The organism is Peptoniphilus obesi ph1, assembly GCF_000311865.1.
Lineage (GTDB): Bacteria > Bacillota > Clostridia > Tissierellales > Peptoniphilaceae > Peptoniphilus_E > Peptoniphilus_E obesi.
Window position 1 is genome coordinate 47,673 of record NZ_HE978581.1, and the last position, 23,651, is coordinate 71,323.

The window sequence follows — 23,651 nt, forward strand, 5'->3', positions numbered from 1 at the left end:
ATGGAAGAACTAGATTATGAACTTTATTATAGAAATAAATCTTATAAAACTATTGCTGGCATAGATGAAGTGGGAAGAGGATGCCTATTTGGAGATGTTCTTGCTTGTTGCGTTGTTATGCCAGATGATAAAAGAATAGAAGGAATAACAGATTCAAAAAAGCTAAGCAAGAAAAAAAGAGAAGCGTATTATGATCAGATTTTGAAAGTTGCTATTGCTGTTGGAATAGGTAGGGCTGATTCTAATACAATTGATGAAATAAATATAAAAAATGCAACTCACTTAGCAATGATGAGAGCAATAATTAATTTAAGAGATAAAAATGATAAGCAGGTTAAGCCTGATCTTTTACTTATAGATGCAGAACATATAGATGTGCAAACTGAACAAGTATCTATAATTAAGGGCGATGAAAAATGTTATAGCATATCTTGTGCATCAATAGTTGCAAAAGTCTATAGAGACAAACTTTGTCAGACTTGGGCGGAAGAATACCCTAATTATCAAATAGAAAAAAACATGGGATATGGAACCAAAGCCCACAGAGATGCAATAAAAAAACATGGAATAACTGATATGCATAGAAAAAGTTTTGTGAAAAATAGAAAGAATTGGTAATGAATAAGGAAAATTTAGGAAAATTAGGTGAAGATATATCTGCAAGATATTTGCAAGATAAAGGGTATAAAATTTTAGATAGAAATTACAGGGCTATTGGTAAAGAAATTGATATCATAGCTATGGATAGGGATGTTTTAGTTTTTATTGAAGTAAAGACAAGATCATCAAAGAAATTTGGGCATGCTTTAGAAGCAGTGAATGAAATGAAAATATCCAATATAGTTAATGCATCAATAAGATATGTGATGGATAAAAAGATGACAGCCTACCAAGTCAGATATGATGTCATAGAATACTATGTTAAAGAAGATAAAATAAATCATATTGAAAATGCTTTCTATACAGTATAGGAGGAACTTATGTATTGTTGTTTACAAACATGTTCTTTGCTTGGACTTTCTGGTAATTTAATTGATGTTGAGGCAGATTTATCAAATGGTCTGCCTAAATTTACAATTGTGGGTTTGCCAGATGCCGCAATAAAAGAATCTATTGAAAGAGTTAGATCTGGAATAAAAAACAGTGGATATGAATTTCCACTAAAAAGAATCACCATAAATCTTGCTCCAGCTAATATAAGAAAAGATGGATCTCAAATCGATCTTCCAATAGCAATTGCAATACTTATTGCTAATGAAACTATTGAATTAAAAGAAGATGACTACATATATTTAGGAGAATTATCTTTAGATGGAAGCTTAAATGCTATAAATGGCGCTCTTGCCATGATTATATCTTTAAGAGAAAAAGGATATAGAAAATTTATAGTTCCTAATGGAAATAAATTAGAATGTGGATTGATTAATGATGTTGAAATATATCCTGCAAAAAATTTGAGACAAGTTGTTAATCATATAACTGGAGAAGAAAAAATTGACAGATTTATTGGAGAATATTCAATTAAAGATGAATCTTTCCCATATGACTTTAGTGATATAAAAGGACAAAGTTATATGAAAAGAGCCCTACAAGTATCTGCTGCAGGAAAACATAATGTGCTTATGATTGGATCACCAGGAAGTGGTAAATCAATGGCAGCAAAAAGATATCCAACAATTCTTCCAAGACTTAATTATGAAGAAGCAATTCAAGTTACAAAAATATATTCAGTAGCTGGATTATTAGATGATAATAAATTAATATCATATGCTCCTTTTAGATCACCTCACCATACATCATCAGCAGTTTCTATTATAGGTGGAGGAGTAAATCCAAAGCCTGGAGAAGTTACTCTGTCCCATAACGGAGTTTTGTTTTTAGATGAAATATTTGAATTTCCAAAATCAGTTCTTGAAGTTTTAAGACAACCAATGGAAGATAAGGAAATAAATATAGCAAGAGCAAATTCTAGAGTATCTTATCCATCAGACTTCATTTTACTGGCAGCAGGAAATCCCTGTCCGTGCGGACTGAAGGGAAGTGACCTAGATCACGAATGTACTTGTACGCCATATGAAATAAAGAGATATTTATCTAGGGTTTCAGAACCCTTGCTAGATAGGATTGATATACATATAAGAATAAACCCAGTTAAGTATGAAAATTTAGCTAATGAAGCGACAACAGAATCATCAAAAGAACTAGCAGAAAAAGTTAATATAGCTAGACAAATACAACTTGATAGATATAAGGGAAGTAGAATATTTTACAATAGTAATTTGACTCAAAAACAAATACATCATTATTGTAAATTAGATAAAGAATGCAAGAATTTAATGGAATTTGCTTTTAAAAAGTATAGATTTTCTGCAAGAGCCTATAATAAAATTATTAAACTAGCAAGAACTATTGCTGATTTAAGAGAGTCTAAAGAAATTGAAAAAGATGATTTATTAGAAGCTATAAGATATAGAAGTTTGAATATGAGTTAAGATATGGAAAATAGAGATTTTATAATTAATTTAAGTATTTTAGGATTTGAAAATGTTCAAATGTCTGCACTTATAGAAATATTAGAAGAAAATAATATTGAAAAAGAAGCGATATTTGATAAAAAGGAGATTAAACAATATAAAAAATTATTTAATCCAACTACATACAATAAATTATTGAAATATAGGGATGATTTTGTAGATAGACTTATGACTTATTGCGATAAGAATTCAATTGAAATACATACTATATATGATGAAGATTATCCTGAAAAATTATTTTATATAGAAAATTCTCCTAAAATATTATACAGCAAAGGGAAATTAAGAAATCAAGATTCTTATCCAATATCAATGGTTGGATCTAGAAAGCACAGTAATTATGCAAATATTGTAATAAATTATATAGTTGATAATTTACAAAAACACGATGCAACAATTATAAGCGGTATGGCATATGGAATTGATGCTTTATCTCACAAGGCAGCTTTAAAAAATGGATTGCAAACTATTGCTGTATTAGGCTCTGGAATAGATAAAGCATATCCAAGCTCAAATGCAAAACTTTATCAAGACATATTAGAGAATGACGGACTTATTTTAAGTGAATATGGTCCTGGTGTCCAACCACTTCCATTTAGGTTTCCTTTAAGAAACAGAATTATATCTGGACTTAGCAATATTTTAATCGTAGTTGAAGCAAAGGATAAAAGTGGGTCTTTAATTACTGCAAGACTTGCCGCAGAACAAGGCAAAGAAGTTTTTGCAGTGCCAGGAAATATAAACTCCATATATTCTAGTGGAACGAACAAATTAATAAGAGATGGAGCAAATATATTAGCAAACTTTGACGATTTAAGCTTATATTTGCCTCAAATTAGCGAAAAAGAAGAACAAGAAGAGTTTGATATATCAGAAGAAGAGAAGGCTATTTTAGACTATGTTAAGAGCTCCAATGCTACAATAAATCAAATAGCTGTTGATTTAAAAATAGATATTTCTAAACTTAATTCTTTAATTACTATTTTAGAAATGAAAGATTTAGTAATAGTAAATGGAGAAAGAATTGAAATTAATATGAGGATGCTAGATTGAAAAAACAAGATAACAAAGAATTAATTGGAAATAAGCTTATGCTTAGGAAATTTAAAATAAGCGATGCAAAAGATATGTATGATAATTGGGCTAATGATGAATATGTAACAAAATATTTGACTTGGAAGCCTCATAAAGATATAGAAGAAAGTAGAAGGATTATTTCTAGTTGGATTAAAAATTATAGTAAAGAAGATTTTTACCAATGGGCAATTTGTAAGTTAAATGATGAAAATATAGGCTCAATCACTTTAATGGATGTCGATGTTTCTAAGAAATCTGCTTTTGTTGGATATTGCATAGGAAGAAAATATTGGAATAAAGGCTATACCAGTGAAGCTTTAGAACTTATTATAAAATATGCATTTGAAGAAGCTGGATTTAGAACAATTTATGCAAAACATGATGTTAGAAATATAAATTCTGGAAGAGTTATGAAAAGTGCTGGTATGAAATATTTTAAATCACAAACAAACTACTCAAATAATACAAAAATAAATACAGAGAATTATTATAAAATATCATCTAAGGATTATATAAAAATTTTTGATTAACTTTTTATTCACTAATATTGTACTTAAATTAATTTATTACAGAGTTAAAATATCAGATTTTAGGAATATTTTTAATGAAAGTATGGTATAAAATATGATAAGAAAGGAGAAAAATATGAAAAGATTATTAAGTTTATTAGTTGTAAATTTTATGTCCTTCTATATATTAGATTTATTATTTAGTAATATATCTTTTAACAATTGGCAAGCAATCGTTGCTATCGGACTTATATTTGCAATTGTTAACGCAGTAATAAAACCAATACTTAAGGTATTATCTTTGCCAATAACTATATTAACTCTAGGATTGTTTTCATTAGTAGTAAATGCTATAGTATTGCAAATAGCATTTAGGCTTACCTCTGGTGCTTATATAGCAGGATTTGGAACAGCATTTTGGGCAAGTATAGTACTTGCTATTGTAAATAGCGCAATTTCAAATTTAGTTAAAGATTAAAATACAGATTAATAAAATAATTCAAAATTAATCTTGAATTATTTTATTAATCTTTTTTTATTGATTTTGGTAAAATACATATTATATTCAATAAAAAGAAAGAATTGACCAGTCGGATTCTTTCTTTACTTCAAAAAGTTTTTTGAATCATTATAAATAACTACTGAATGATTTTTCTTGATCTTAAAGCTTTTATTGAGACTAAAATTACTGCAAGAGTTATTAATATGTGTCCAATACCACTGATTGAAATCATAGCTATCCTTACAAGATTTGATATGTTATAACTATCAATTAATCCGTGTAGAAACATCGTTGTAAAACTAAAATAAATTCCAAAGTTATAGATCCTAAATAATTTTTCTATTTTTTTATCTGAAAGATTTAAATTTTTAACTGTTAAATAAAAAATTGTTGGAACTATAAATCCGAGAATGATTAGGTGAGTGTGTACTAGTGACATTTTTATTTGGACAGGATATATTTTTCCAAGTTCGCGATAAACTGCGCCAGCTAGTATGCCTAAAAATAAGTAAGCTACTGCAAATTCTACAATATCTTTTTTAACAAAGTCTTTTTTTAAATTTTTATAAAGTTTAATTACAATTAAAACATACATTATAGTCTTTGGCATCATAAGAGCTCCAATGGATGGGGAAATATTTTTGAAAAGAACCACTGGAACATAGAATAAGAAACTAAAAAATACATAGATAGCTAGATTTTTAAATTCTTCATTTTCTCTATATTTGTATAAAAGAAATATATCTATTAAACCCATTATAATAAAAGGAATATTTGAAATAATATCCATATTTCCACTAAATTTAAAAGTAATCAGTACGCCTATAAGTCTAGCTACAAATAATACAATCATAGAAATATCAAGATTTTTATTTTCAATTTCACTTATTTTCTTTATGTAGAAATAAAGTAGTAAATAGAAAGCGGACATAGTAATAGAGGAGACTCTAGTTCCTAGAAATAATCCGAAACTATTAACATCAAAACCATTTTCCATTACATTTGCAACTATTCTTGGAAGAAGATGAAAAGAATCTCCTATCCCAAGAAGTAAAGTCATAGAAGCTAAAATCTTACTATATTTATCTTCTATTAATAACATTCTTATTCCAAGAAAAATTACAAAACTAAGATAGAGTGAGTCGAAAAAAATTTCAAATTGATTCATAATATACCCCCTAACAACCAATCAATATACATATTGCAAACTTCCAAAAACTTTTCCTTTTCATAATCACGAGTTATGCTTTCTTTTATTAGTTCATGAAAAACAGACATAATATAGAGTATTAAATGATATTCATCATCTGATAAATTCTCAATTAAATAATTTTTGCCATTTAGCATAAAAGAATTTTCAAACATAAAAAATTTTGCTCTATATAATCTTTTTAAATTTTTATCAAAAAGTTCCTCAGATAAAAAATTTCTGTAGATTTTAAGAGTGACATCTAGGTTTTTATTATTTTCTTGATATAGATTGAAAAATTTATGGTGAATCTCACCAGTTTCTCTTTTAAGAACTGTAAAATAAGAATCTTCTAGGTCTTCAAAATACTGGTAGAAAGATCCCCTAGCAATTCCAAGTTTTTTTACTATGCCAGAAACATTTATATTTTTCAAATCTTCCTCTTGGAAAAACTCTTTTAGCATTTCAAAAATTTTTTCTTTTTTTTCTTTGTCTAAGTTATTAAAAGTATCTTTTGCCATATTACCCCCAAAGTGACACTGTGTCATTTACTATAAAATAAATCTTTTTTTCTAATTTGTCAAATTTATTTTTAATTTTTGTATGGCAGGTTATAATATTAAATACAAAACGCTTATAAGTTTATAAAATATATAATCTGCATAAATTTATATAGAGGCGAGATTATCTAAAACTCTAGTTCATGCAATCTTTAAAAAAATAAAACTATAATTAAACAACTTTTCAATTAGAATATATAATAAAAATTTATTTAAAATTCAATATTATAGGCTTAATAAAAAAAGAAGTATCTTATATATTAAAATATAGGATACTTCTTTTTAATTATTCAAAACAATTGAGTACATATAGGGACATTACTTTTGCAGTTGTAAATAAAGAATCTGTATCAAAGACTACTTTTGAATTATGGAGTCCAAGTTTAGAATTTGGATCGCTATTTGAGGTTCCTGTTCTAAAAAGTGCACCTGGCATAATTTGAAGATATTCAGCAAAATCTTCAGATCCCATGGATGGTTTTTCGAGATAAACAACATTATCTTTTCCTAGAATTTTGATTCCTGCTTCTTCAATTTTTTCAACTATTTCTGGATTATTGACTACCGCAGGGGGGCCTGGAAATATACTAACTTCAGCTTTTGCACCAAACCCAGCTGCTATTTGTTTAGAAATATCAGTTAGTTTTTTATGAACTTTTTTTCTAGTTATATTATTTGTTGTTCTTATACTACCCTCAAGAGAAACTTCATTTGGAATTATATTTACAGCATTTCCTCCATAAATTTTTCCTATGCTAATAACAACATTATCCAATGGTTCTATATATCTAGAAATTATCGTTTGAATTGATGTAATTATATAAGCGCTTGCTACAACTGGGTCTACACAATCTTCTGGATGAGCTCCGTGTCCTCCTGATCCAATTACTTTTATATTGAAATTATCAGAAGAGGCCATAAACTCTTTTTTTAATAAACCAATTTTTCCAGATTCTAAGTAAGGCCATGTGTGAGTAGCAATTATTTCTTTAGGCATATATTTATTAAAAATTCCACTTTTGATTACATTTTTTGATCCACTTAAAGTTTCTTCAGCTGGTTGAAATATAAATAATATAGATCCATTAATTTCATTTTTTAGATTTGCTAATAATTTTGCGGTTAGTAGAACACCACTCATATGAATATCATGACCACAACAATGAGCTATTCCATCGTTTATTGAAGCATAGGGAAGCAAAGATTCTTCTTTAAGAGGCAGAGCATCTATGTCAGATCTTATTGCAACTAAATTCTCTGATAAATCTTTATTTAATATAGCGAAAACTCCAGTATCCATTCCAAAATCTAATATTTCATAACCCCAATTAATTAAATGTTTTTTTAAAAATTCTGTGGTTTTGTATTCATTTTCTCCTAATTCAGGGTACTTGTGTAAATGCTCACGAATTTTTATAAATTCATTTTTGTTGTTATCGATTAGTTTTAATATAGTATCAACATAGTTCATTTTACTTATTTATTACTCCTTCCAAATAATAAAGTTCCAATTATTAAGAATGCTAAGAATATACCCCAGCTTCCAAGAGTAAACATTAATGGACTTGCCATTAAAAACATAGGTCCCATTGTAGTATATGGTAATTGAAAAGTAGACCCTAAAGTTGATGAACCAGAAATACTTTCAGCAGCAAGTGTCTCTCCTTCAGGATCAACAACTTTTATTAAAAGAAGTCCTGTTGCTAGTGAACCAGTACATTGACCAAAAGCTCCCATTGCAACTTCAAACCAACCGTCGCCATACCACTTTTTACTAAAGAAGATAGCGAAAACTGCTGTTAGGGCAGACAATATAATAGACGAAATTATTATTGGCACCAAGAATGAAGCTAGCACAGACAATTTTATAGTTGCTACAGCTGCAGCAATTACATATTCCAATGCAACTCCTGAAATTCTTTTCATTGATGGTCTGTCTATTAAATTATTAAACTTAGTTTTACTAATTAAAGTTCCAAGTAAAGCTCCTATTAATAAGCACATAGTGTATAAAGGGATTCTTTCCCAAAAAGGTAAAACTTTAATTATAGAAATTCTAATAATATGAGATATTGCTATAATAGTTCCTACTATCATTAGTTGGAAAGCCATAGGATCTATAACTGATGGATTTGATATTTCCATAGCTGCAGGTTTCCTATCTGATAGAGGAATTATGCCTGTAATATCTTTTTCTTCAAGGTATGAAGAGTCCATTTTCTTTTTTACATATCCTTTTTTTACTCCCCAATTAACTAGAACCATTCCAAATACGGTTGCAATAAACATACCTATTGTTGCGTAGGTCATTGCAATTCCCATGGCATCTTCCCAGCCTTCTAGAGAGAAACTTCCACCTATAATCCCAGCAGAACCATGACCACCATAAAAACCTGCTACAGGTAATAATCCTATTCCATATGGAAGATTTGTAATAAATTTAGTTAAGATTAGAGTAATTAACAAGCCCGTACAAACTTGCATCATATGTATTGTACCTGTTATGAAAGTGGTCGAAATTACATCTTTACCAAATTTCTTTGCTGAAATTCCAAGAAAAGATGTTGAAAATATAAAGCAGAATAAAAAATTTGTCCATTGACCTATAAATTCACTAAACTTTATATATACAGGACTAATTTTTCCTAAAATTTGAGGTCCTAATATTAAACCTAATATACCAGCTATAAGAGAAACAGGTATAAAGTTTTTTTGAAAAAGCTTGATTTTTTGTCTTATAAAAAATGAAATAAATAATAAAAAACTTATTGAAGCAATATCTAATATAACATCATTTAAAGTCATTATAATTACCTCCTATTTGGTGAATTTTTCATTCATGTATTCAACAATTCTGTCTACACATTTATTAACAATTTTCTCTCCTTTTTCTCTACTTGCAGTTCTAGGATCACCGACTGTTCCATTTTCAGTCTTTTTATCTAGAGTTTCAATTGTTATTATATCTTTAAACTTAGAATTATCTTTTGGAGTAGTTTTTTCCATACTATCTAAGTCAACTAACTCAGGATATAAATACAACATAACTGAGGTACCACATTCAGCTGCATGGCCATGAGCCATTGCTCCTGTGAAGTCTAACACATCATCGCTATAATGTTGAGTAAATCTCCACCAATCAATTTGAGCAGCATTAAAATTATGAGTTTTTTGATATCTTTTTACTACATAGTTGACTATTTCTACATTTCCAGCATGGCCTGATAGAAATAAAATATTTTTAAATCCATCGTCTAGAAGTTTGCCAACAAGATAATCTAAAAATCCTTCTATAACATTTCTAGGTAATGAAAAAGTACATTGAAAAGTATCTAAAGCAGAAGATTCTCCGATTTCAATTGTTGGCGCAATTAAAGCTCCTGTTTTTTCAGATACCAATTCAGAAATTCGTTTAGCCACTATTAAATCTTGACCCATTGGAAGATGTGTACCATACACTTCACAAGCACCTATTGGTACTATCGCAGTGTAACTATCTTCAATTCTTTTCAAATATTGTTTTCCACTTAATTCTCTGATATAATTTGTCATAAAATCACTCCTTTGATTTAACATAGCACAGTGAAAGTGTATTGTATAATGAAAGTAAATCATTATGAAAGTGTGAGTATATGAATATTGATAATATCAAATCGTTTATTATTTTAGCTGAAACTTTAAATTTTACTAAGGCGGCAGATAAAGAAAATATAACCCAGACTGCAATGAGCAGAAGAATAAATTCAATTGAAGAAGAACTTGAGGTACTTCTTTTTTATAGAAATAATAAAGAAGTCAAATTAACATTAGCTGGCAAAGAATTTTATCAAAAATCAAAAAGCATAATTAGCCTATATGATTTAGCTATAACAAATACTAAAAATTTAGAAAAAGGAATAGGTAAATATATTAGTATAGGTGTAGGAACTTATGAACATTTTTTATTAGATAAATATTTAAAAAATTTTACAAAAGAATTTACTGATGTAAAAATTAAAGTATTTCAATATGAATATAAAGAATTATTAAAAAAACTTAATTCATATGAGCTTGATTTAATATTAACTACAGATCAATTTTTTAATCAAATAGATGATAATAATTACGATAAGTATTTAATATCAAAAGATCCATGGCTACTTGGAGTTAATAAAGAAAGTAATTTGGCAAATGAGAAAATAATAGATACTGAAAAATTAAATGATAAAAATTTTGTTACTATGTTTACTAGTAGCATATATTCTATATATGATTTTTATAAAAGATTTTTTGAGGTAAAGGATATAACATATGTGAATACATATTTTACTAAACTTTGTCTAATTAATTCTGATTTGGGAATAGGATTTTTTCCAAACTATGTTAAGACAACAGGTAGTGATGTTATATTAAAACCTACAAATCCACCTGTATATCTTAGAAAAACTTTCGTTTTAAAACGTAAAAATAATAATAATTTTTATGTGAAGGAATTTTTTAATTTAATAAAATATGAAACTAATAAGTTAAAATAAACCTATATGTTGAATATAAATAGATAAGCAAATGGAAATATCTATAAAGTATTACTATAAAAATATGTATTATATTTTTTAAAAGTAATGAAGAGAGTGTGTATTAAATATTTTATGACAAAGACTGCTCGTAAGATACAAGTATAGTATTTATTAAATAATATTATATTATTTCTTTTAAAATTATATAAATTTTTAATATAATTTTGACTAAAATAATATAATATCGTAAAATAAAGCTAAGATCAGGAGGAGGAATATGAAAGAAATAATTTTTGATGTACATCCTTTAGGAATGTACTCTTTCTCATGTGAGGCTTATGATATGTACTATAAGAGAAGATATAATAAAAACATCTATTTTTATACTAGAGATTTGGATGGAACATACATAAGAGTTGATGATAAAAATAAAAGAAAAAATCTAAGAAATAGAATTATAACTTTTGTTGATTTTGGCGAAAAGACAGATGAAATTCCTTTTGACAAAGAAGTAAGGGTTGCGCCTTTAGATGAAAGTTATGAAAATGACGAAATATTAAAAAGTATTGTTGAAGAACTTGGTGAAAATGCAAGTTGGAAAGAATCTGATTTAAGAGTAATTCAATTATAATAGGCGTTAAAAAAGCTGGTACTAGAGATTAAGTACCAGCTTTTCTATTCTATTTTTTTTACTGCTTGCTATAGTAAAATTTAAATCTTTTATAGTAATATTTTCTCCCGTTTTAGGGAATCTATCTAAGTTTTCTATAATATAGCCAGCTATTGTATCAATTTCATCAGAGCTTAATTCAGTTGAAAATTTTTGATTAAAATCGTCAAGATTCATTGAACCACCAATAAGATATTTCTTCTTGCTTATTTTTATATAATCCTCATCATCTTCTTCATCATATTCATCGGAAATAGATCCAACAATTTTTTCAACCAAATCTTCAACTGTTATTATTCCCTCAGTTCCGCCATATTCATCGTTTACGATTGCAACTGATAATTTTTGATTTCTTAATTCGTTAAATAATTGACTTATAGGTTTAAATTCATAGGTATAATAAATTGGCTTTAAGATATTTAAATTATCTTTTAATATACAATCTCTATCTAAAGTAATCAAATCTTTAACATGTAAAACTCCAAGTATATTATCAATATCATCTTCATAGACTGGCATTCTTGAGAAAGCTTCTCTTTTAACTACTTCTATAATTTCATCATAATTAGATTCAACATCTATTGCTACAATATCAGTTCTTGGAGTCATTACATCTTTAGCAAAAGAACTTTTAAAGCCCATTAAATTATTTATCATATCTGATTCTTCTTGGTCAATAATTCCTTGTTCGGCACTAATTGAAACGGCATCTATTAACTCATCTTTGGTGATAAGCGGTTCAACATAATTCTTATCACCAATAAATCTTATGAAAAGTTTTGAAATTGCATTAATTAATTTAACAGATGGAACAAGCAATTTCATAAGTAGATCAAGGTATTTAGCTCTAGATAAAAGTATTTTTTCATATTTTTGCTTTCCAATAGATTTTGGAACAATTTCTCCAATAATAATTACAAAAAAAGTAGATATTATTGTTGCTAAAATCAAACCTAAATATTGAAATCTATGAAAACATAATATTGATGTTAAAACAGCTATTAAGGCATTTGCAAAATAATCAAAAGTAAGAATCGAGATATAAATTTTATCATTGTTATAATTTCTAATTAAAATATCATAAGTTTTTTCTGAGATTTTCTTTATTTCATTAAGCTTATGTTGTGTAAGACTTAGTAAAGCATTTTCAACCATAGTAAATTCAAAAGATAAATATATTGAAAACATAAGTATCGTTAATAAAACATGATTATATTCCATATCACACCTCGATAATATTATAGTATTAGTGTGTTAATAAAAACAATATAAATGCTAATAAATTCAAGTTTTTTTGTTAATTGATAATTATTTGTGGTATACTTTTAACAGAATTTAATTCCTAGTAAAATTGTATGAATTAAAAAGGAGATATTTATGGCTAAAGAATTATTAAGAATAGAGAATTTATCTGCATCAGTTGATTTAGATAATGAAGAAGGTAAAAAAGTAATACTACATGATATTAATTTAAAAATAAATTATGGGGAAGTACATGTGATTATGGGACCAAATGGTTCTGGTAAATCTACACTTGCAAATGTAATAATGGATAATCCTGAGTATAATCTTGATAGTGGAAAAATATTTTTAGATGAAGAGGATATAACTGAATTATCTACAGATAAGAGAGCTAGAAAAGGATTATTTATGAGTTTTCAATATCCTATGCAAGTTTCTGGAATAAGTGTTGAAAACTTTATAAGAACAGCTAAATCTAATATAGAAGATAAAAATATATCAATAATTCAGTTTAAAAAAGAATTAAAAGAAGAAATGGAAAAACTATCATTTGACAGTTCATATGCTCAAAGATATTTGAATGAAGGATTTTCTGGTGGAGAAATGAAGAAAAATGAAATTCTTCAAATGTTAATGTTAGATCCAAAACTCGCAATACTTGATGAAACTGATTCAGGACTAGATGTTGATGCAACAAGAATTGTTGCAGAAGGTATTAATAGATATATGCAAAAAGACAATAAGTCTGTTCTGATTATTACACACCACAGAGAATTAATTAAGGATATAAAACCTGACTATGTTCATATAGTTTATAAGGGCAGAATAGTAAAAACTGGCGATGAATCTTTAGTAGATAGGGTAGAAAAAGAAGGTTTCACTTGGATTAAAGATGAGGTGAAATAATGGCTGAACGTTTTAGAAAAAAAGTAAGATAGATGATCTAGATAGGGGAATTTATGATATTAAAAATAAATTTACCTACAGATCAAAAACTGAACAAGGCTTAACAGAAGAAATAGTTAGACAGATATCTAAGGAAAAAGAAGAACCTGAATGGATGTTAGAGTATAGACTAAAGGCTTTAGAAATATTTAATCAAAAAGAAAATCCAGTTTGGGGACCAGATATCTCTGCGGTTGATATAGATGAAATAACAACTTATATAAGACCTGATGCTGATATGACTGATGATTGGAATGAAGTACCTGAAGATATAAAAGATACTTTTGATAAATTAGGTATACCAGAAGCAGAAAAAGACATGATTTTATCAGGTGTGGGAGCTCAATATGACTCTGAAATAGTTTATCATAATATTCAAAAATATTTAGCAGACCAAGGTGTTGTATACCTTGATTTTGAGTCTGGTTTAAAACAATATCCAGAAATAGTTAAAAAATATTTTGGTAAATGTATAAATCCAAATCTTCATAAATATGCGGCTCTTCATTATGCAGTTTGGAGCGGTGGTTCATTTGTATATGTTCCAGAAAATGTAAATGTTGATGTACCTTTACAATCATATTTTAGACTAAATGCACCTGGAGCAGGACAATTTGAACATACCTTAATAGTTATAGAAAATAATAGCTATTGCCACTTTATAGAAGGTTGTTCTGCGCCTAAGTACAACAAAGTAAATCTTCACGCTGGTGCAGTTGAATTATATGTTGGAGAAAATTCTACATTAAGATATTCAACTATAGAAAACTGGTCAAAAAATATGTATAACTTAAATACAAAAAGAGCAATTGTTGAAAAAAATGGAAAAATAGAATGGATATCAGGATCTTTTGGATCTAAAGTCTCAATGCTATATCCAGCTTCTATTTTAAAAGGAGAAAATGCAAGCAGCGAATATGTTGGAATTTCTTTTGCAGGTGCAGACCAAGATATAGATACTGGAGCACAAGCAATTCATCTAGCTCCACATACAAGATCAACAGTTAATTCAAAGTCAATTTCTAAAGGCGGAGGCAAGGCAATATATAGAGGTCTTGTAAAAATTGCCAAAGATGCCTACGACTCAAAGGCAAGTGTATCTTGTGAGTCTTTAATGCTAGATAGCAAATCAAGATCAGATACTATTCCAGTTATAGATATAAAAAATAAGGACGTCGATTTTGGACACGAAGCTAAGATTGGTAGAATTTCTGATGATGTAATATTTTATTTAATGTCAAGAGGTATATCCGAAGAAGAAGCAAAAGCTATGGTAGTAAGAGGCTTTGCAGAACCAATAGCAAAAGAATTACCAATGGAATATGCTGTTGAAATGAACAATCTAATCAATCTTGAACTTGAAGGATCAATAGGTTAGGAGGAAATATGCAATCAACAATATTAACAAATGAACTAACATTTAAAACATTTAATTATTTAAAAATAAATGAATCAAGGGTTGATATTCCTGAGTTAAAAAAGATTAACCTAGAAATGGAATCTGATAAAGTTAATGATATTTTATTAAATAATTTTTTTGAAAATAAGAATAATCAACTTCCACAAGATGTACTAGATTTAAATAAAAAATATAATAATTTATTTAAAATATATAAGTCTGACGGTAAAGATGTAAAAGAAAGTATAAAAATTATTACAAGTGATGATGAAAATCAAGTATTAGACAATCATTATATTGTCTCTGAAAACGGTGGAAATTTAAATTTAATAATTGACTATGAAAATATTGGAGATAAAGAAAAATTTAGAAGCTCTTTACTAAAAATTCATGCAAAAAAAGCCTCTACAATAAATTTATTTATAATACAAAATGAAAACACATCACAAACTTCTTTGGAAACTATATATTTAGATATAGATGAGGATGCAAAAGTTAATATTAGTCAATTTGAGTTAGGTGCTAAAAAAATCTACACTTATATGCAAGCTAATTTATTAGGTAAGCATTCAGAATTAAATATTAACTCAATATATCTTGGTTCTAAAAAAGATGAAATAAATATGTTATATAATATTTTTCATTATGGCAAATATACTCAATCAGACATTATGGTAAATGGAGCATTACAAAATCAAGCTAAGAAAACATTTAAATCAACTCTTGATTTTAAAGAAGGATCATCATTCAGTGAAGGATCAGAGGAAGAATATGTAATTTTATTAGATGATGATGTTGAATCAATCTCAGCTCCTGTGCTTTTAACTCATGAAGACAATGTAATTGGTAATCACGCAGCTAGTGCTGGAAATGTAGACCAAGATTTAATGTTTTATATAATGAGTAGGGGATTTGATGAAGAAAATGCTAAATCATTAATAATTCAATCAAAATTTGCTGGAGCAATCAATAGCATATACGATGAAGAGTTTAGAAATATGTTATGGCATAAGATTTTTGATATAGTAAGGGGAACTGATAATGCTAATTAAGGAAAAAATAAATGAAATTAGAAAAGATTTTAAATATTTAGAAGATGACCCTGAATATATATATTTTGATAATGCTGCAACAACTCAAAAACCAATTCAGGTTTTAGAAGATACAGTGGCATATTATGAACATCAAAATGGGAATCCTCATAGAGGAGCCCACAAGTTTGCATTTTCTGCAACAGAAGTATATGAAAATGGAAGAAAAAAAGTTGCAGATTTTATTAATGCAAATTCAGCAAATGAAATAATTTTTTTAAGAAATGCGACAGAAGCTTTAAATTTAATAGCATATTCATATGCACTTAATAATTTAAAAAAAGGTGATGAAATCTTAATTTCAATAATGGAACATCATTCAAACCTAGTTACATGGCAATTTGTTGCAAATAAAACTGGGGCAAAGTTAAATTATTTATATTTAGATGATGATATGCAAATAACAGATCAAGAATTTGATAGTAAAATCAATAAAAACACAAAAATTTTAGCAATAACAGCAGCATCAAATGTAGTTGGAACAATGCCAAATGTAAAAGCTTTTATAGAAAAGGCCAAAAACGTTTCAAAAGATATAATTACAGTTGTAGATGCAGCTCAATATGTTCCTCATCATAAGGTAGATGTTAAGGATTTAAATTGTGATTTTTTAGCCTTTTCAGGACATAAAATGTTATCTTCAATGGGAATTGGAGTGCTGTATGGCAAGGAAGAATTGTTAAACACTATGGATCCTTTCTTATATGGTGGAGATATGATCGAGTATGTTAGAGAAGATGAATCAACATTTTTAAACAGTCCACAACGTTTTGAAGCTGGGACAACTAATGTTGGAGGGGTAGCCTCACTAGTATCAGCTATAAATTATATAGATAAGATAGGTATAGAAGAAATTTATAATATTGAATCAGAACTTTGCAAATATGCTTATGAAAAGATTAAAAAATTAGATTATATTGATGTTTACACGACAAGTAATTCTCATAGATCACCTGTAATTGCATTTAATGTAAAAGAAGCTCATCCACATGATGTAGCTTCAATATTAGATAATTATAAAATTGCTGTAAGATCTGGACACCATTGTGCTCAACCTCTTCACAGATATCTTGGTGTGAATGCATCTTGCAGAGCTTCTTTTGCATTTTATAATACTTTTGAAGAAATCGATAGTTTTATAGAACACTTAGAAGATGTTAGGAGGATATTAAGAATTGGATCTAAATGATATTTATACAGAAGTGATACTTGAACACAGTAGAAATAGTAGAAATAAAAAAGAATTGTCTAATCCTACTTTTGTAGAACCAGGAAATAATCCTTCTTGCGGAGATGAAATCACTCTTCAATTAAAAGGAAATGAAGATAAGATTGAAGATGCATCTTATACAGGGACTGGATGTGCTATTTCTCAAGCATCTACTTCAATAATGATAGATACTATAAAAAATCATTCCTATAAAGAAGCTTTAGATATGGCTAATGATTTTATTGGAATGATAAAAAATGAAGTAACAGACCAAGAAGAATTTGATAAACTTGGTGATGCGATAATTTTTGAAAATATAAAAAATTTACCAGCTCGTGTTAAATGCGCCGTTTTACCATGGTATACATTAAAAAATGTTATAGAAAAAAACAATAAAGATAAATAAAGACTAGGTGATAGTATGAAAATATCCACAAGAGGTCGTTATGGATTAATGGCTATGTATAGGATACTTCAAAATTATGGTAATGGACCAATATCAATTACTGAAATCGCTGAGAATGAATCACTTTCAGTTGCCTACCTTGAACATATATTTGCAAGCCTAAAAAAAGCAGGCTTAGTAAAGTCTGTAAGAGGAGCTTTTGGAGGCTATGAATTAGCAAAAGATCCGGCAGAAATAAAAATTAAAGATATTTTAATGGCCCTTGAAGATGACATTGAAATTTCTTGCTCTGTTATGACTAATAAACCAGAGTGTAGAAATTTAAATGGATGTGCAACAAGAGATATTTTAGATAAAATACAAATTAGAATAGATCAAGTTTTAGATTCAGTAACTTTAGCAGATATGTGAGGTAAGTATGGATATATATTTGGATAATGCAGCGACAACTAAATTAAATAAAGAAGTTTTATCGGCTATGGAACCATATTTAAAAGATATATATTCAAACCCTTCTTCAGTTTACTCATTTTCTAAAGAAGCAAAAAATGCTGTTGAAGAGGCAAGGGATAATATTGCAAAAATATTAAAAGTTGATGCTAATGAAATATTCTTCACATCAGGTGGCAGTGAATCTGATAACTGGGCTATTAAAGGAGTTGCCTTTAATAATTATGCTAATAAGGGAAAAATTATAACTAGTCCAATAGAACACAAGGCGGTTCTTGAGAGCGTTGAATATTTAAAAAAATTTTCTTACGATGTAGATTATTTAAAAGTAGACAATGAAGGAAAAGTTGATTTAGACAGTTTGAGAAAATTATTGGATTCTGAAACTATTTTGCTTTCAATTATGTTTGCAAATAATGAAATAGGAACCATTCAGCCAATAAAAGAAATTTCTAAAATACTTGAAGGTCACAAGGCACTATTTCATGTCGATGCAGTTCAAGCTTTGGGAAGCCTTGAATTTGACATAAATGATCTTGGAGCAGATTTGATGAGTTTTTCTTCTCACAAAATTGGAGGACCAAAAGGAATAGGGATTTTATATATTAAAAATGGAACTCCTATAGATAGTTTTATTCATGGTGGATCGCAAGAAAAAAATAAAAGAGCTGGAACAGAAAATGTAGCATCGATAGTTGGTCTTTCTAAGGCTTTTGATTTACTTGCAAAGAGTAAAAAAGAAAACATAAAAAAAATAAAAGAAATGAAAGATTTCATGTTAGATAGATTATTAAAAGTGGATGGAGTATATCTTAATGGATCTAGAGAAGATAGACTTCCTGGAAATATAAATATTTCAATTGATGGAGTTGAATCACAACTTCTTTTAATATTACTTGATAAAAGTGATATATTTGCCTCATCTGGCAGTGCTTGCAATGCTGGAAGTATAAACCCATCACATGTTTTAAAAGCAATAGGTAGAAATGATAATTTAGCAAAAAATTGTCTTAGATTAACTATAAATGAAAACAATAATATTGATGAAATTAAGCAAGCTTCTGATATAATTATTAATACAATAAATAAATTAAGGAGCTAAAAATATGAATAATATTAAAATTCCTGGATCTCAATTTACTTCGATTGTGCCTGAATTTATTGTAATATTAATGAGCGTACTTTTCGCTGTTTTATTATTTTTATCTATATACTATTTAATAAATATTGGAAATAGATATATAGAAAGACCAAGAAGGATAAATATTGATCTAAGGTTTATTATAAAGCTTTTCTTGTTTGTCTTGATTTTTTATATTATTAGGTTGATTTTCAAAAAATATAGTGTACTTGGAGATACTTTTTTTGCCTTGATTATGGCAATTGTAATTTCTTTTATAATCAATCCAATAGTAACTTATTTAGAAAACAAGGGAATAAAAAGAGGATACGGAGTACTCATTGTTTATGCAATGTGTCTATTAATATTTACAGTATTATTGGTAATAGTTATTCCTAAAACTGTAACAGAGTTATCAAAACTTGCTACAAGTCTACAGGATGTATTTGAATTAGTTGGTAATATATCTAATAATATTAATGATACTATAAATCATATAACAAAAGAAAATTCTATCTATAACTTTAATACACAGGAAATATTTGACTCAATTGAAAAATCCATAACGAATTTTATAGTCGAATTTCAAAGTGATATATTAATAAAATTAAGAGGATTTTTGTACGGTGTAGGTACTATATTTTCTAAGATATTTAAATTTGTTCTTGTATTTATTTTTACTTTCTATTTTACAGTTGACAAAGATAAATATAAAAATTTAATTCTTAGAAATTTACCATATAAATATAAGGATGATATTCTATATGTTTCAAAAAGAATAAACCTTGCCTTACTTGATTTTGTCAAAGGTAGAATGCTTATGGCTTTTATTGTAGGTTTAGCAACTATGGTATATCTACTTATATTAAGAGTTGATTTTGCAATTGTTATTGGTTTAATAACAATGGTAGCTGATATAATTCCTTATATAGGTCCATTCTTAGGCTTTGTCCCAGCTGTATTATTTGCTTATATAGATTCACCAGTTAAAGCTTTATGGGTTGCAATACTATTTTTAGTTTTACAATGGGCAGAAAATAATATAATTGCTCCTAAATTATTAGGAAATAAAACTGGTTTAAATCCACTTATAATTTTAATAGCGATAATTGTTGGTGGTGCTATTTTCGGAGTGTTCGGAATGATATTCTCAGTACCTATTGCATCAGTTATTGTTATATTAATAGATTTTATAAAAATGAAATATAATTCTAAGCCTAGAAACACTATCTAAATTGACAAATTTAGAGCTTTTACTTATAATTTAATTAGCTATCTCCTCCCTGAAAGGGGAGGAGTTTTAAGATAAAGAGGTGCAGAGTGAAAAATTTAAAATTACATGAAATAAGATCGGAATTTTTAAAGTTTTTTGAATCAAAGGAACATTTGATGTTACCAAGTTTTTCTTTAATTCCAAAAAATGATAAGTCATTATTACTAATTGGCGCTGGTATGGCCCCGATGAAAAAATATTTTACAGGAGAATTGACACCACCATCAAAAAGAGTAACTACATGCCAAAAATGTATTAGAACAGGCGATATAGAAAATGTAGGAAAAACTGATAGACACGCTACGTTTTTTGAAATGCTAGGAAATTTTTCTTTTGGAGATTATTTTAAAGAACAAGCAATTTCTTGGGCTTATGAATTTTTAACAGAAGTAATAGAAATAGATAAAGATATATTATGGGCAAGTGTTTATGAAGAAGATCAAGAAGCCTATGATTTGTGGCATGAAAAAATTGGATTACCTAAGGATAGAATTGTCAAATTAGGAAAAGATGATAACTTTTGGGAATTAGAAGTAGGTCCATCTGGTCCATGTTCTGAAATTTATATTGATAGGGGAGAAGAATATGGATGCGGAGATCCTGACTGCAAACCAGGATGTGAGTGCGATAGATTTATAGAAGTTTGGAATCTAGTATTTACACAATTTGATAAAGATGAAAAAGGTGTTTATCATCCACTATCACATCCTAATATAGATACTGGTATGGGTCTTGAAAGACTTGCTACTGTTTTACAAGAAACAGATAACATATTTGAAATAGATGCACTACAAGAAATAATAAGTTGGATCTGTAAAAAAATTGATTATAAATATGGTGAAGATCGTAAAAAAGATGTCTCAATACGTGTAATAACAGACCATATAAGGGCAATAACTTTTTTAATATCTGATACAGTAACACCTTCAAATGAAGGTAGAGGATATGTTCTAAGAAGATTAATCAGAAGAGCAGCAAGGCACGGAAAGTTATTAGGAATTAAAGATAGCTTTTTAAGTGAATTATCAAAGGTTGTAATTGATTCTTGGGGTGAAGACTACTACCCAGAATTAAAAGAAAATAAAGAAAATATAGTACAAGTTATTAAAATCGAAGAAGAAAAATTCCTAGAAACCCTAGAATCAGGAATAAAGATTTTAAATTCATATATTGATGAAACTATAAATGAAAACAGTAAAACTCTAATCGGAGAAAAAGCTTTTAAATTATATGATACTTATGGATTCCCAGTCGAATTAACAGCTGAAATATTGGAAGAAAAAGACTTAAATTTAGATTGGCAATCTTTTAAAGACCACATGGAAGAGCAAAGACAAAGAGCTAGAGATGCAAGAAATGAAGGGGAAGAAATCGGTTGGTCAAACCTAAGTGATGATGAGGTTTATGAATCTTATGATAGTGAATTCTTAGGATATGAATTAACTGAATCTGCTGGGAAAGTTCTTTTATTAACTAAAGATAACAAAGAAGTATCAAGTATAGGTGAAAAAGAAAAAGGAATAGTGGTATTAGATAAAACACCATTCTATGGACAAAGTGGTGGACAAGTTGGAGACACTGGATTTATAGAAGCGGATGGCTTAAAAGTTAAAGTTTTAGATACAAAGAAATCTCACAATGATCTAATTATTCATGTAGTAGAAGTTTTAGAAGGCAGTCTAAAAAAAGGACAGGAAATATATTCCAAAATTGATGTTGAAAGAAGAAATAATATTAGAAGAAATCACTCTGTAACACATTTACTTCATAAATCTTTAAAAGAAGTACTAGGAGATCATGTTAATCAAGCTGGATCAGAAGTTCACGCTGATTATATGAGATTTGACTTCACACACTTCAAAGCTATTAGCCAGGAAGAGCTTAAAAAGATTGAAGAATTAGTTAATCAAAAAATAAGTGAATCACTAAAAGTTACAACAGAAATTAAAAACTTACAAGATGCTTATAAAACCGGAGCAATAGGTTTATTTGAAGAAAAATATGGCGATACAGTAAGAATTGTATCAATGGGCGATTTTTCAACTGAGCTTTGTGGAGGTACTCATGTAAGCAATACATCTGAAATTGAAATGTTTAAGATACTTTCTGAACAAAGTGTATCTTCTGGTGTTAGAAGAATAGAATCTATAACAGGACCAGCTGTATATAGGTATTTAAATCAATTAGAAGATTTAAAAAATGCAGGGGCTAGAATTTTAAAAACAGATAAAAATTCTGTTCTTGATAAAATAAGTTCTCTTATAGAAGAAAATAAAAAATTATCTAAAGAAATAGAAAAATTAAAACTAGACAATACAGAAGATGAATTTTCTAACATAATTAATAACATAAAGGAATTTAATTCAGTTAAGTATGTGACATATAAATTTGAAGATGTTGATTTAGATACTTTAAGAAACTTAGCAGATAGAGTGATTAATGAAGTAGGATCTATTATTGTTTTATTTGCAACTGTAAATGATGATAAACTAAACTTTGTTTGCGCTGTATCAAGTGACTTAATAAAAGAAGGATACAAAGCTGGAAATATAATCAAAAAAATAGCAAAAATAGCCGGCGGCGGTGGTGGCGGCAGACCAAATATGGCTACTGCTGGCGGAAAAGATTTAAGTAAAGTAGAAGAAGCTCTAAATAGTATAGAAGAAGAATTAAAGTAATGTAGAATTTACTTTTTATGATATAATATTTATGGAGGGTAATTATGGACAAAGATTATGAAACACAAGTATTTGAAAAACAATATTTAGAGTCTGAAAAATATAAAAAGATTATAAAAGAAGTTTATGATGCTTTGGAAGAAAAAGGATATAATCCTATCGACCAAATTATAGGTTATATATTATCTGGAGACCCAACATATATAACTAGTTACAAGAATGCTAGATCCATAATTCAAAAAATAGAACGTGATAATTTATTAGTAGAATTATTAAAATCATATTTAAGATAGCTGTTAA

The 23,651-nt window shown here is 28.0% G+C and carries 24 protein-coding genes; 18 read left to right on the forward strand and 6 right to left on the reverse strand.

The window, feature by feature from the left end; all coding sequences use genetic code 11:
- From HGPB_RS03865 to HGPB_RS03890, 6 genes are all read left to right on the forward strand, one after another.
- Window positions 1–618 carry a ribonuclease HII gene (locus HGPB_RS03865; RefSeq protein ID WP_019132379.1) on the forward strand — a complete coding sequence of 206 codons (618 nt, stop codon included), beginning with the start codon at window positions 1–3 and terminating at the stop codon, window positions 616–618.
- A complete protein-coding gene (locus HGPB_RS03870) occupies window positions 618–971 on the forward strand; it encodes a YraN family protein (protein WP_019132380.1) in 354 nt (117 codons plus the stop codon). Before HGPB_RS03865 ends, HGPB_RS03870 begins: the two co-directional genes overlap by 1 nt.
- Before the next feature lie 9 nt (window positions 972–980).
- Window positions 981–2,492, forward strand: coding sequence for a YifB family Mg chelatase-like AAA ATPase (locus HGPB_RS03875; protein WP_019132381.1), 1,512 nt, complete (start codon window positions 981–983; stop codon window positions 2,490–2,492).
- A 3-nt stretch (window positions 2,493–2,495) separates the two neighbouring features.
- Complete coding sequence (dprA, locus tag HGPB_RS03880; RefSeq protein WP_019132382.1) at window positions 2,496–3,587, forward strand: DNA-processing protein DprA; 1,092 nt, start codon at window positions 2,496–2,498, stop codon at window positions 3,585–3,587.
- A complete protein-coding gene (locus HGPB_RS03885) occupies window positions 3,584–4,141 on the forward strand; it encodes a GNAT family N-acetyltransferase (RefSeq protein ID WP_019132383.1) in 558 nt (185 codons plus the stop codon). The genes dprA and HGPB_RS03885 overlap by 4 nt, the downstream gene beginning before the upstream one ends.
- A gap of 115 nt (window positions 4,142–4,256) precedes the next feature.
- Window positions 4,257–4,598, forward strand: a complete 342-nt coding sequence (locus HGPB_RS03890) for a phage holin family protein (protein WP_019132384.1) — start codon at window positions 4,257–4,259, stop codon at window positions 4,596–4,598.
- Window positions 4,599–4,758: 160 nt separating this feature from the next.
- On the opposite strand, the gene HGPB_RS03895 is transcribed toward HGPB_RS03890, so the two are convergent.
- The 5 genes from HGPB_RS03895 to HGPB_RS03915 all read right to left on the reverse strand — a co-directional run bounded on the left by HGPB_RS03895 (window position 4,759) and on the right by HGPB_RS03915 (window position 9,923).
- A complete protein-coding gene (locus HGPB_RS03895; RefSeq protein ID WP_019132385.1) occupies window positions 4,759–5,790 on the reverse strand; it encodes a DUF2871 family protein in 1,032 nt (343 codons plus the stop codon).
- The gene (locus HGPB_RS03900) at window positions 5,787–6,332 is read right to left on the reverse strand and encodes a TetR/AcrR family transcriptional regulator (RefSeq protein WP_019132386.1); all 546 of its coding nucleotides are present in this window, start codon (window positions 6,330–6,332) and stop codon (window positions 5,787–5,789) included. The genes HGPB_RS03895 and HGPB_RS03900 overlap by 4 nt, the downstream gene beginning before the upstream one ends.
- 325 nt (window positions 6,333–6,657) lie before the next feature.
- The gene (locus tag HGPB_RS03905; protein ID WP_019132387.1) at window positions 6,658–7,842 is read right to left on the reverse strand and encodes a M20 metallopeptidase family protein; all 1,185 of its coding nucleotides are present in this window, start codon (window positions 7,840–7,842) and stop codon (window positions 6,658–6,660) included.
- A gap of 5 nt (window positions 7,843–7,847) precedes the next feature.
- Window positions 7,848–9,176: a sodium/glutamate symporter gene (locus HGPB_RS03910; RefSeq protein WP_019132388.1), complete on the reverse strand. Its 1,329-nt coding sequence runs from the start codon at window positions 9,174–9,176 to the stop codon at window positions 7,848–7,850.
- A gap of 12 nt (window positions 9,177–9,188) precedes the next feature.
- Window positions 9,189–9,923 carry a creatininase family protein gene (locus HGPB_RS03915; protein ID WP_019132389.1) on the reverse strand — a complete coding sequence of 245 codons (735 nt, stop codon included), beginning with the start codon at window positions 9,921–9,923 and terminating at the stop codon, window positions 9,189–9,191.
- 80 nt (window positions 9,924–10,003) lie between these two features.
- Here HGPB_RS03915 and HGPB_RS03920 point away from each other — a divergent pair, with 80 nt between their 5' ends.
- Both HGPB_RS03920 and HGPB_RS03925 read left to right on the forward strand, forming a co-directional pair.
- Window positions 10,004–10,885: a LysR family transcriptional regulator gene (locus HGPB_RS03920; RefSeq protein WP_019132390.1), complete on the forward strand. Its 882-nt coding sequence runs from the start codon at window positions 10,004–10,006 to the stop codon at window positions 10,883–10,885.
- A 259-nt stretch (window positions 10,886–11,144) separates the two neighbouring features.
- Window positions 11,145–11,498, forward strand: coding sequence for a hypothetical protein (locus tag HGPB_RS03925; RefSeq protein ID WP_019132391.1), 354 nt, complete (start codon window positions 11,145–11,147; stop codon window positions 11,496–11,498).
- Between the two features lie 21 nt (window positions 11,499–11,519).
- Here the strand turns inward: HGPB_RS03925 and HGPB_RS03930 are convergent, their stop codons facing one another.
- Complete coding sequence (locus HGPB_RS03930; protein ID WP_019132392.1) at window positions 11,520–12,758, reverse strand: hemolysin family protein; 1,239 nt, start codon at window positions 12,756–12,758, stop codon at window positions 11,520–11,522.
- 156 nt (window positions 12,759–12,914) lie between these two features.
- Between HGPB_RS03930 and sufC the strand changes: the two genes are divergently transcribed.
- The 10 genes from sufC to HGPB_RS03980 all read left to right on the forward strand — a co-directional run bounded on the left by sufC (window position 12,915) and on the right by HGPB_RS03980 (window position 23,644).
- Window positions 12,915–13,685, forward strand: coding sequence for a Fe-S cluster assembly ATPase SufC (gene sufC / locus HGPB_RS03935; protein ID WP_019132393.1), 771 nt, complete (start codon window positions 12,915–12,917; stop codon window positions 13,683–13,685).
- A gap of 28 nt (window positions 13,686–13,713) precedes the next feature.
- Window positions 13,714–15,102, forward strand: a complete 1,389-nt coding sequence (sufB, locus tag HGPB_RS03940; protein WP_036738299.1) for a Fe-S cluster assembly protein SufB — start codon at window positions 13,714–13,716, stop codon at window positions 15,100–15,102.
- An 8-nt stretch (window positions 15,103–15,110) separates the two neighbouring features.
- Window positions 15,111–16,175, forward strand: coding sequence for a SufD family Fe-S cluster assembly protein (locus HGPB_RS03945; protein WP_019132395.1), 1,065 nt, complete (start codon window positions 15,111–15,113; stop codon window positions 16,173–16,175).
- Window positions 16,165–17,403, forward strand: coding sequence for an aminotransferase class V-fold PLP-dependent enzyme (locus HGPB_RS03950; RefSeq protein WP_019132396.1), 1,239 nt, complete (start codon window positions 16,165–16,167; stop codon window positions 17,401–17,403). Before HGPB_RS03945 ends, HGPB_RS03950 begins: the two co-directional genes overlap by 11 nt.
- Entirely contained in the window at window positions 17,390–17,830 is a 441-nt protein-coding gene (sufU, locus tag HGPB_RS03955) for a Fe-S cluster assembly sulfur transfer protein SufU (protein WP_019132397.1), read from the forward strand. The genes HGPB_RS03950 and sufU overlap by 14 nt, the downstream gene beginning before the upstream one ends.
- A 15-nt stretch (window positions 17,831–17,845) precedes the next feature.
- Window positions 17,846–18,241 carry an RrF2 family transcriptional regulator gene (locus tag HGPB_RS03960; protein ID WP_019132398.1) on the forward strand — a complete coding sequence of 132 codons (396 nt, stop codon included), beginning with the start codon at window positions 17,846–17,848 and terminating at the stop codon, window positions 18,239–18,241.
- Window positions 18,242–18,248: 7 nt separating this feature from the next.
- Entirely contained in the window at window positions 18,249–19,382 is a 1,134-nt protein-coding gene (locus HGPB_RS03965) for a cysteine desulfurase family protein (RefSeq protein WP_019132399.1), read from the forward strand.
- Window positions 19,383–19,386: 4 nt separating this feature from the next.
- Window positions 19,387–20,634 (forward strand): AI-2E family transporter, encoded by a 1,248-nt coding sequence (locus HGPB_RS03970; protein ID WP_019132400.1) that lies wholly within the window; start codon window positions 19,387–19,389, stop codon window positions 20,632–20,634.
- Window positions 20,635–20,720: 86 nt separating this feature from the next.
- Window positions 20,721–23,351 carry an alanine--tRNA ligase gene (gene alaS / locus HGPB_RS03975; protein ID WP_019132401.1) on the forward strand — a complete coding sequence of 877 codons (2,631 nt, stop codon included), beginning with the start codon at window positions 20,721–20,723 and terminating at the stop codon, window positions 23,349–23,351.
- Between the two features lie 44 nt (window positions 23,352–23,395).
- Window positions 23,396–23,644 (forward strand): IreB family regulatory phosphoprotein, encoded by a 249-nt coding sequence (locus HGPB_RS03980; protein ID WP_019132402.1) that lies wholly within the window; start codon window positions 23,396–23,398, stop codon window positions 23,642–23,644.
- The last annotated feature ends 7 nt before the right edge of the window (window positions 23,645–23,651 follow it).